This window comes from Paraburkholderia sp. CNPSo 3274 (assembly GCF_024206475.1).
Classification (GTDB): Bacteria; Pseudomonadota; Gammaproteobacteria; order Burkholderiales; family Burkholderiaceae; genus Paraburkholderia.
This window is the reverse complement of sequence record NZ_JAMBPR010000173.1, coordinates 1-4,622: the sequence shown is the minus strand read 5'-3', so window position 1 is coordinate 4,622 and position 4,622 is coordinate 1. Positions and strand designations below refer to the sequence as shown.

General features: G+C 59.7%; 4 protein-coding genes and 1 pseudogene. 1 reads left to right on the top strand and 4 read right to left on the bottom strand.

Features of this window, described 5'->3' with window-relative positions:
* The 3 genes from M3I54_RS43645 to M3I54_RS43635 all read right to left on the bottom strand — a co-directional run.
* A partial coding sequence (locus tag M3I54_RS43645) for a hypothetical protein (protein WP_302059383.1) occupies nucleotides 1–198 on the bottom strand: 198 nt, incomplete at its 3' end.
* 308 nt (nucleotides 199–506) lie between these two features.
* A complete protein-coding gene (locus M3I54_RS43640) occupies nucleotides 507–944 on the bottom strand; it encodes an SET domain-containing protein (RefSeq protein WP_254346606.1) in 438 nt (145 codons plus the stop codon).
* Between the two features lie 704 nt (nucleotides 945–1,648).
* Nucleotides 1,649–2,047 carry a nuclear transport factor 2 family protein gene (locus M3I54_RS43635; protein ID WP_028230705.1) on the bottom strand — a complete coding sequence of 133 codons (399 nt, stop codon included), beginning with the start codon at nucleotides 2,045–2,047 and terminating at the stop codon, nucleotides 1,649–1,651.
* An 81-nt stretch (nucleotides 2,048–2,128) separates the two neighbouring features.
* Between M3I54_RS43635 and M3I54_RS43630 the strand changes: the two genes are divergently transcribed.
* A complete protein-coding gene (locus tag M3I54_RS43630; protein WP_254346605.1) occupies nucleotides 2,129–3,070 on the top strand; it encodes a LysR substrate-binding domain-containing protein in 942 nt (313 codons plus the stop codon).
* 622 nt (nucleotides 3,071–3,692) lie between these two features.
* Here the strand turns inward: M3I54_RS43630 and M3I54_RS43625 are convergent.
* Nucleotides 3,693–4,622: pseudogene (locus M3I54_RS43625) on the bottom strand (SMP-30/gluconolaconase/LRE-like region family protein); the annotation flags it as partial.

Sequence of the window (4,622 nt, the reverse complement as noted above, 5' to 3'; positions counted from 1 at the left end):
TGCCGCCGGCGCCGGGCGGCGCAGGAAGGTTCGGAACGCGGTCGCGTCCTCGGCGGTCAGCGACGAAAGCGGCAGGCGGCGCTCGACGACCGCCCACAGCAGCAGCCGTTCGGCCTCGCGCCCGTAGGCGCGCGCGGTGTGCGGCGACTCATGCAGGGCGAGCCGTTCCTGGTTATCGCACATGGCATATTCGCTCATAGGGTGCGGGCGTGGCCTCCCCTCATGTGCTTTGCTCCAGCTGCAAGCGAAGCCCTGTTTGTCAACCAAACGCAAGGCTGTGCCCACGACCTGGCAGACTTGATGGTGTTCGCAAACGCGGGGTGGTAGGGCGCCTGCCACGACGCTGACCGGCCGCCGGGGCGTTTCCTGGCATACTGCCGGACGTCCAGGTCGTTGTCGGTGACTGATGTCGGCTTGGCCAGGTCACCATCCTGCCGGCAGCAGGATCGACAGCCTTGTGGCGGAGTGCGGAATGACGCATGGCAGGGCGACAATGCAGGGACGCCTCAAGCAAGGCTGAGCATGGTCCCGCGGCAATGATTATCGCCACAGCGACACGCGTACCCTTCGAGCGTCGCTTGGTCGGTTTCGGGTGCGACCTCCAGCGCGTAGTCGATGAACAACTCTTCGCCGGGCGCGATGTCCCTCGCAGCGTCAATAAAGACGCGCTCACCTTCCTCGATCGCCTCGCAGTTCGCCACGCAGGCATGGTTCAGCCAGCGCGCTCCGTTGCCGCCCCGCGCACCGTCAATCACCCGACCGTCTGAGAGCCCGAACAGGAACGTGTGACCTGCCTCCTCGCGCCACCTGTGGAACCGCGCAGCTTCCGTCCAGGTTGTCACGAATCCCTTGTATTCGAAGATGCGTTCCCCGGCCACCAGCGGTCGCAGTGCGAATACGCCCTTTCCATGGATGATGGATTGCCTGACAGTGACGCGTTTCATGTGTACTGGGGGGAGGGAAAGCACGCGAAGTATAGACCGCGAAAAATGTTTCTGGCGGAGCAAGCAGGTTCAGTCCTGGAATTTTTGCACGTAATGCGGCGAGGCGGCAGGCTTTCACCGACAGACGCATTGCCGTCCATGCCGGCTTATCGAACGAACCGCGGCTCGGTAAAGTGCTGCGAAATCGGGCGCGGTACTGCGGGGGGCCGTTGTAAGCAATCCCGCCTAGGTGCAGCAGGCATCGCATGCGATAAGGTTGGTTACCGCAAACGCACTGGCGGTCAACTGGCACCCAGAGGAGGTGAACCGACACGGGCGCCGGCCCGTGCATCGAAGCGGCGCGCCAGGTGCCAGGTAACCGCCCTTGCGTACGGCGCATGAGTTCTGTTGCGCAACGCAGAAGGCATTTCGACCTAAGGCTGCCTTGCGATGCAATGCGAGGGCTTATGGCAGCTTGCAGATTGGAACAGCCAGTGTGCTGCGTCCCAGGCGGTAAGTTGTCGGCCATTTCGGACGGTCGGCAATCGGGAACTGTGGGGCGGCTGTACATTCCTCTCCGGACATTCGCAAACCGGCGTCGACGAATGGCAACTCTCACCGCCGTCGAATGAGTATTCACGACCCTAACCCGTCATTCAATCTTCAGCGCCGTCAACGGCCGCTGACAAGCAACTTCCGCCTCCCGCCTTAACACATCGATTCGGCTACGCGTATTTGTCACCTACCGTACTGCGAATCGGATGGGTATCGTAGACGATGATCATCCGCTCGATTAGCCCGTTGTCGTCGAATTCGAAAACATCGACGCACTCGAAACGCACCGCGGAGCCATCCTTTAGTCCCCAATCATAGACGAAGTAACCGGTCGCACGTCGGGCCCCCATCGTGCTAACGCAGATGTCGATAGGCGTTATTCTGCTTTCTCCAGACGCTGCGTTGACCTTCGCAAAGAATGGCGCTGGGCGCATCCAGCCGAGAAACGGCGAGAAGATTTGGGCGTCCGGCGTGAACAAGGCGCAGATCGCCGCGACATCGCCGCGCTCCAACTCCCCGAGATAGTTGCGAACCTGCCGCGTGTATAGTGCTTCCGACGATGAGGCCATCTTCATTCTCCAATCATTCGTTGGCAACTCCGCGCATTAGAGCGGATGCGCATCCGATACAGGCACGATAGCGATGCACCGATGACCAAACAATCGAAAAATCCGCAACCCGGGTATGCAACCCATGCATATCCATTGGCCGACCTTACGCGGGCGCTGCCGCCACTGATAGCGTTCCAGGCATTCATCGCCGGGGCGCAACTCGGGAGCATCAGCAAAGCCGCTGACCATCTGTGTCGAACGCAGGGCGCGGTGAGCCGTCAGATCCAGCAACTGGAAGCGCACTACCGGTGTGCACTTTTTGTGCGCCATGCGTCGGGGCTGACGCTGACGGCGGAAGGAAGCGAACTGTTGACCGTGGCCGTAAGCGTACTCACGCAACTGGTTCAGCACGCAGACATTCACGCCAGGACAGCGTCTATCGTCACCCTGCGGTTGCCATCCACGTTCGCGATTCGCTGGTTGCTCCCACGGTTGGCAGACATCAATCACGCGTTGCCTGGAACAGAGCTCCGCATCTCCACATCGGCGGACGACACGCCAGATTTCACTATCCCTGACGTCGACGCCATCGTTGTTCGCGGAACCGGGCAGTGGGCGGGTATGGACGCGGTTCCGTTGTTTGCCGAGCAACTCACACCGATGTGCACAAGCGAAATGGCCGCATCACTTAGCTCGGCAGCCGACCTTGCCCATGTCACATTGCTCCATCCTGGGCACGGCCATGAGGAGTGGCGATGCTGGCTGGAAAGCGTTGGGGCACGGCACATCGACGCGGACCGTGGACTCGTTTTTGATACCCTCGAATTGACGCTCACCGCTGCGGCGGAAGGGCATGGCGTTGCAATAGGCGATCCCCGAATGGCGCGGGACCGCCTGCGGACTGGGACACTGGTGACGCCTTTTATCGACGTGGCGCAAAACGGCTTGTCGTACTTCGTCGTCTATCCATCTCAACGAGCCGTACAGTCCAAGATTCGTGCCCTCGCTGACGTCTTGTTTCGGCTTGCGCAGGAAGACTGATTGTTATCGAGAGAAGCAGTCCTGTACTGCGACGCCCCAGTCAGCAGTTGACGCGCGGCTCGAACAGCGCCAATGCCAGTGTTCAAATCTTTGATCACGTTGCGCATCGCCATCGCCAGTCGGGCCGCTGAAGCAGGACGACACATTTTGGTGCCGCAAAGTCTCATAGCTGAGCGGAACTGACGTTCGAATGTCCGCGCCGAGAGCGCGGTCGAACGACCGGAAGTGGCCGACTGTACTCATTCACATAGACCGCCCAAAAGCTGCCTTCGACGTTTTCAACGTCCGGTCTGTGGAGACTCGTGGAATAGGCGTTCTCGCCCAACTCCAGCCGTTCGCCTGCGCCCTCGGACAGACGCTCGAACGTCAGTTCCGGACCAGAGACCGGGCGGTCGCTGCGGAATCGGCAACGCGGCCTGCATCGCCAGACCAGGCCGGACTGCCCATTTCCGAAACCAGCCCGCTTGAGTTGGTCCTTCTCGCCCAGACCTGCGCTTCTCTTCTTTCTGGTTTGGAGGCTTTCATTCACTCTGAATTGATCGCCACCGGACCATGTCAATAAGAATCCAACAGCGCGATAACCAGTCCAATGGCGGCGAAGGAACCGCGCGAACACGGGCGATCAGGGAGTCCAACGATAAACAACGATGCCGGAGCCATTGTAGTTATCCTTAGTAACCATGTACTCCCCGTTCGATCGAAGGTACGATCTAAGCCCGTACATCGAATCCACGTCATTGCCGACGTACACGGTATCGGGACTGCTGTTGATCAACGTGGTGTCCAGGCTGCCTGTGGTGAGATTGAAGGCGTTGATCGACTTGGGATTGGCGCTGGTGATGTTGATCACCGGATTCGGAGCGGTGGTGTTGCCTGCGACCCAGCCGTGATACACCTCGATCCTCGTTCCGATCGACGTCCAATCCGTGCTCCCAACAATTCCTTGCGCCAGAATCATCGTGTCGCTTTGCGGCAGATAGATAATTCGCGTCAATGGTGTGATAGTCGTCGGAATCGGAGTTGAAATTCCGGCTCCCCATGTCGGCTTGCCGTTGGCATCAAAGCCGGTCAACGGATAGTGCCAGATGGCGTTCGTCTTGTCCAAACCGGCCCAGACGTCTCCCTTGCTGTCGAGGCAAAATCCACCCCTGATTCTCGCGGTCGTATTAAACGCTGTACCCGGGATCGTGACGTCGGGTATTGCGATGTAGCCATTCGCCGCGTTGAAGTGAAAGAAGTAGAAGACATCGGGATTCTGGCCGGCCGCCACAAGGATCCGGTTCGGGCCGACGGCCGCGAGTTGACCGAAGTGCTCACCGCGTCCGGGATCATTGATGTTGATTCGTGGATCGGATGGATAGTCGATTGGATCGACGGTATTCGCTACGAAGGTTCCTCCAGCGGAGCCAGTGTAGATGTTGGTGCCGCCATAGAAAAGGGCGCCGTCTGTACCCGGATCCGGAGCGGCGATCCCCTCAAAGTTAAGGGACTGAAGCTTCCATTGCAACGTACCTGAAGCGCTGTAGGAGTGAATGTCCGTGCCGGCTGCGCG